Origin of the sequence: Clostridium estertheticum, from assembly GCF_018861295.1 — a bacterium.
GTDB lineage: Bacteria > Bacillota > Clostridia > Clostridiales > Clostridiaceae > Clostridium_AD > Clostridium_AD estertheticum_D.
Map to the genome: position 1 here is coordinate 1 of NZ_JAHLDM010000060.1, position 4727 is coordinate 4727.

At 31.9% G+C, this 4727-nt stretch carries 3 protein-coding genes; all 3 read left to right on the top strand.

The annotated features are described in order from the left end of the window. Positions 1-1860: RHS repeat domain-containing protein (locus KPL54_RS25475; RefSeq protein WP_216109283.1), on the top strand; the 1860-nt coding region annotated here is incomplete at its 5' end. Between the two features lie 28 nt (positions 1861-1888). Beyond that, positions 1889-2437 (top strand): hypothetical protein, encoded by a 549-nt coding sequence (locus KPL54_RS25480; RefSeq protein ID WP_216109284.1) that lies wholly within the window; start codon positions 1889-1891, stop codon positions 2435-2437. A 303-nt stretch (positions 2438-2740) separates the two neighbouring features. Continuing rightward, on the top strand, positions 2741-4727 hold a 1987-nt coding region (locus tag KPL54_RS25485), incomplete at its 3' end, for a DUF6531 domain-containing protein (protein ID WP_309245424.1).

The window sequence follows — 4727 nt, forward strand, 5'->3', positions numbered from 1 at the left end:
GGAACACTAAAAAATGCATACACAGGAAACATGTTATATGAGTATAGTTTTAATGATGAAGGAATGCTGGAAAGCAAAAGTGCATCAGGAAAAAAACTTCTAAGTTATGATTATGATAAGAATAATAACACTAAAACTATAAAAGATATCACAGGTAAGAGTAGCATTTACTCTTATGATGATGCAAATAGAGTAAAAGAAATAAAAGATAACAATGAAGACAACCTAGTAAATTATGCTTACTTTAAAAATGATAATATAAAAAGCATAAACTATGGAAATGGCTTAAAGTCGAATTATAGCTATGATGGTGATGGCAATGTTGAGAGTTTAGTTACAGTAACTTCAACTGGTGAAGTGTTAGTAGATTACAATTATGCTTATGACTTAAATGGTAATAGAATAGAAAAAGTAAGCAGTAAACATAAAAATCACTACACCTATGACAGCATGAATAGATTAAAGGATTCTAGCTATGATGGAAGACAAGAAAGTTTTACCTACGATAAAGCAGGGAATAGATTAAGTAAAACAACAAATGATATAACAGATAAATATGTTTATAATGTAAAGAATCAGCTAAAGGAATTACAACAAAATTCTGGCACAAATCACTTTACTTATGATAAGCAAGGCAATACAATAAAAGAAGAAACTCAAGTAGGGAACAATTCATATGAATATAACAATTTAAACCAACAGGTTAAGGCTATAACTAAGGAAGGAAACACTTTGGTTAGTAGATATGATACTGAAGGGTTAAGAGCTGAGATTGAAGAGAATGAAAAACTAACTAAGTTTATTTTCCATAAGGAAAATGTTTTAGTCGAAACTGATGAGGAGTATAATCCAGTTTCTAGATTCACTAGAGGATATGAAGTTGTTGCTGCTGATATTAATGATAATACAGAAGAAAATAGGTATTATTATACTCATGATGAGCAGGGAAGTACTGTTTTTATTACTAATAATGAGCAAGAAATTAGAAATGAATATTGTTATGATGCTTTTGGTAATGTTTTAGAAAGCACCGAAGATGTTCAGAATAGGATAACTTATACAGGTCAACAGTTTGATGGAATAACGAATCAATACTACTTAAGAGCAAGGTTCTATAATCCTGTTATTGGAAGGTTTACTCAGGAGGATGTTTATAGAGGTGATGGGTTAAATCTTTATGGGTATTGTGGGAGTAATCCGGTGGGGTATTGTGATCCTAGTGGGTATGAGGGAGTAGTTCCATTGAATGATACAAAAGAAGCTTATAGAAATAGAGTGAAGTATACTCCGAAAAAAGATGCCATATACGGTAAATGGACAGGAGAAAGAGGAGAATCAAAATTTAACCTATATCAATACGAAGATATGAGTGAACAGCATAAAAATGCTGGAAATATTTTAGAAAAATACAATAAAACCGGAGTTGATTATAAAAATGGAATTTCTGATTTTGATGAGTTCACTATATTTCAAGTAGACATAGATATGTCTACAGATAGGCCTACAAATTATGCGAGAACAAGTGATAAAATTGCGGAAAGTATATTGAATGGTGATACTTCCAAGATAATAGGAAGTAATGTTAAATCACAAGAATTAGCTAATACAATATTAGGGGATAAGAAAATAAATAAAATAATGAATAACTCTAAATTAACATATGATGAAAAATCTAACAGGATTAGTAGTAGATTAAATACTGTGCGTAAAACTAATCAACTAACAGTGCATGAATTAAATAATGGAAAAAGAACTCAATGGATACCTACAGATATTAATGGAACTTTTGGTCATTTAGGTGGAGTATCAGAATTGAAATTACAAGAGCAAAGTGTAATAAAAAATAATAAATGTGGATAGTATTGTAATAAGTAGAGGAGTGATTTTTATGAATAACATTATAATAGAGGATAAAGTTATGGGGAAGTTATCCTACGAACCAGAGGTATGGCGTAAAATAGAATTAATTAAATATATTATAAATAATACACCATATAAAATTGGTCTAGAAATAGATATATTTAACGGTGAAGTAACAGAGTTTGAGTTGGGAATAAATGATTGGCAAGAAGATGATTTTGAAGAAGAAGAGTTAGAAAAACATGAAGAATATAAAAAAGAAGTTGTGTTCTTATATAAAAAATATATTTGCAACTTTGAAAGTACTATACAGATGATTGGCGAAATATTAGAAAAAGATTTTAGAGAAAACATGAAGGATATGTCAAATGACGATATATTCAAATTGATAGGTAAAACAGGTTGTAATGATATATCTAATGATATCTGGAATTTAGTTAGTTTAGATAAAATAACAATGATGAAAAATAGGGTTAGAATTATTGGCAAAAGTAAATGGTATTTAAATGATGAATTTGGTATAAATTTATTGAAAGATGGTTCTTATAGCATAGGAAATCTTGATACAATTTACTAAAAAGAGTAGTAGATGATTTAGATTATTATACTTGAGAATAGAAGTATTCTAAAAAAATACATGAAAGATGATTTATGTACAGGAGTCATCTTTTTAAGCTCACATTTATAATAGTATAAAACCTATGTAATATGTTAACACTTTTTAGAAAAAAATTGATTAATTGTCTGACAACAATGGCAACCATATGAAAACGTATTTTAAAAGAATGGTTGAGAGATTTGATTGTACATTAGGTATAGAAAAATCCGTGAACAAAAAGTTTAAAACATGAAATAAAGACTAATATGAGGAGAAATTCTTGTGTTAGTCTTTTGTTTTGCAAATTGTATGGCAACTGTAGATATTGACACTTATAATAAACGAGACGCATTGGGTCTTAAGGAGAATTTTCTACAAGAATATATAGCCTGGGATATTATAAGCGATAAAGACTTTGAGTTAGGTGAACAAGTAGTATTAAACAATGTTACATGCAGGGTGGCAAAAATTCATACAGAGGTATATAAAGAAGAGATAAAAGGTATTTACACCATGGTACTTGAAAGAGGAGTTAGAACTATCTATAAAACTAACCACAAAATTTTTGGAATGAGTATACCAGCTACTATAAAAGAAGTAAAAGGAAACAATGTAAAGGTACATTTTCAAATAGACCCTGTATATGAGGAATTTTCAAATGAAAAGTATTTTACTTATGCTATTGAAAGTAGTAGCTGGTATTGCATGCCAGAAAAAGAAAGCAAGGTTCACATATACTTCCCAACAAATGATGAAAAGGAAGCAATAGCAATCCATGCAATAAGAATTAAGGATAAAAATGCACAATATGCCAGCAAAATACAAGACCCAGATATTAAATCATTTTCAAATCCAATTGGAAGTGAAATGAAGCTAACTCCAAGTGATATGAATTTTAAAGCGGATGATAGTGGAAGCGTAGCTTTGAATTTAGCACAGTCTGGAGATGTGTCTCTTACTGGAAAAAACATAAACTTTACAGCAACTGAAAATTTGGAGCTGGGAATGAGAAATGCAGATGGAGATACTCCTTCTCTTAGACCTGAAACTATTGAGATTTCTGCTAAAAGCAAAATAGAATTGTCAAAAGGAGGAACCCTTGGACTTCAAATAGCTGATCAAATTTTCTTGCAAGGACCAATGATTAAGAATGATGGGAGCATTAAAGATGCAATAGCATTACCAGAGGGAATAGCCAATAGAGGTAAAGATGATGCAGCTTTAATAGGCCAGATTAATGCACAAGCTAAAGATGCAACAGAGCAAAAAATTCAAGAAGCTAAAAGTAAGATGGGATTTGGACTAGTGGCGGCAGTGATTGGAGTAGTAGCAATAGCAGTTGCAGTGGTAATTATAGTAGGAACAGGGGGATTAGCACTTGGTCCTATATTAACATTAGCGGCGGGGAGTATAGCAGTGGTCGCAGGTGCATCCGAAATGGCGGAAGGCCGGACAAGTTATAGCAAGGCCCAGAGTGGAGACTTCTCAAAAACCGGTAACTTCCTGCTGGATACAGTTTGTGGAGGAAATGAAACTCTGTATAACATAGTAAAATACGGCTCAGTTATAATATCAGGAGTAGCGATTGTAATTTTATCAGGAGGCTCAGCAGCCATTTTAGCCAAAAAGCTTGCATTTGATATGGGTGGCGATGTTGCTATTAATGCAATAATGGACTATGCACAAGACGGCGTACTTAATAACAGCATAACTAGTTATCTAGACTCAGCTATAACCTCAGGGGGATTATCTTGCGTAACTATGGGTGCCATGAATAAACTAAATAAACTCGAAGAAGCTGGGAAGTTAATGAAATTAGGTAAAACAGCAGAGGAGAGATGTAAAGCACTTGGCAAAATTAGAACGGGTTTAGATACGGCAAATGGTGTAGCTGGAGAAATAGCTACCACGGGAGATGCAAATTTAACAGCTACGTTTATAAAAAAATATGTTGGTAATAAACTATGTTTTTCAGATCCAGTTGATGGAGCTACAGGAAGTTTATATATACCAGCAACAGACATTGTACTTCCAGATATCCACGAAGAGTTTAAAATTGAAAGAAAATATGAATCTGTAAACACTAGAACTGGGTCCCTTGGAATGGGATGGACAACAAACTTTGAAAGTTATCTGTATTTAGAGAATGAGCTTGTAAATGTACTTTGCACAGATGGTCATGTTGAAACCTTTACTGAAGTAGATGGAATCTTTATTAATGATAAAGGTGGAGCAACTGTCTATACATTAAAATGTCATGATGATTCAT